The organism is Pseudomonas sp. 86_A, assembly GCF_017491705.1.
Classification (GTDB): Bacteria; Pseudomonadota; Gammaproteobacteria; order Pseudomonadales; family Pseudomonadaceae; genus Aquipseudomonas; species Aquipseudomonas koreensis.
The window spans coordinates 1-852 of sequence record NZ_JAFGYS010000046.1 but is presented as its reverse complement, the minus strand read 5'-3'; the positions used below and the strand labels follow the sequence as shown (position 1 = coordinate 852).

Here is an 852-nt window from a genome sequence, read left to right as displayed (position 1 = left end):
GTTTTTGATGAGGCGGATTTTCCGGCAGTTGCCGTTTATCTCACCGGCGCTGAATACACGGGCGAAGCGCTGGACAGCGATACCTGGCAGGCGGAGCTGCATATCGAAGTTTTCCTGCCTGCTCAGGTGCCGGATTCAGAGCTGGATGCGTGGATGGAGTCCCGTATTTATCCGGTGATGAGCGATATCCCGGCACTGTCAGATTTGATCACCAGTATGGTGGCCAGCGGCTATGACTACCGGCGCGACGATGATGCGGGCTTGTGGAGTTCAGCCGATCTGACTTATGTCATTACCTATGAAATGTGAGGACGCTATGCCTGTACCAAATCCTACAATGCCGGTGAAAGGTGCCGGGACCACCCTGTGGGTTTATAAGGGGAGCGGTGACCCTTACGCGAATCCGCTTTCAGACGTTGACTGGTCGCGTCTGGCAAAAGTTAAAGACCTGACGCCCGGCGAACTGACCGCTGAGTCCTATGACGACAGCTATCTCGATGATGAAGATGCAGACTGGACTGCGACCGGGCAGGGGCAGAAATCTGCCGGAGATACCAGCTTCACGCTGGCGTGGATGCCCGGAGAGCAGGGGCAGCAGGCGCTGCTGGCGTGGTTTAATGAAGGCGATACCCGTGCCTATAAAATCCGCTTCCCGAACGGCACGGTCGATGTGTTCCGTGGCTGGGTCAGCAGTATCGGTAAGGCGGTGACGGCGAAGGAAGTGATCACCCGCACGGTGAAAGTCACCAATGTGGGACGTCCGTCGATGGCAGAAGATCGCAGCACGGTAACAGCGGCAACCGGCATGACCGTGACGCCTGCCAGCACCTCGGTGGTGAAAGGGCAGAGCAC

The 852-nt window shown here is 57.5% G+C and carries 2 protein-coding genes; both read left to right on the top strand.

Annotation, left to right across the window (positions count from 1 at the left end; genetic code table 11):
• Positions 1–309, top strand: a 309-nt coding sequence (gpU, locus tag J5M57_RS27890; protein WP_207872076.1) for a phage tail terminator protein, incomplete at its 5' end; no start/stop codon positions are given.
• Between the two features lie 7 nt (positions 310–316).
• Positions 317–852: phage tail tube protein (locus J5M57_RS27885; RefSeq protein ID WP_207872073.1), on the top strand; the 536-nt coding region annotated here is incomplete at its 3' end.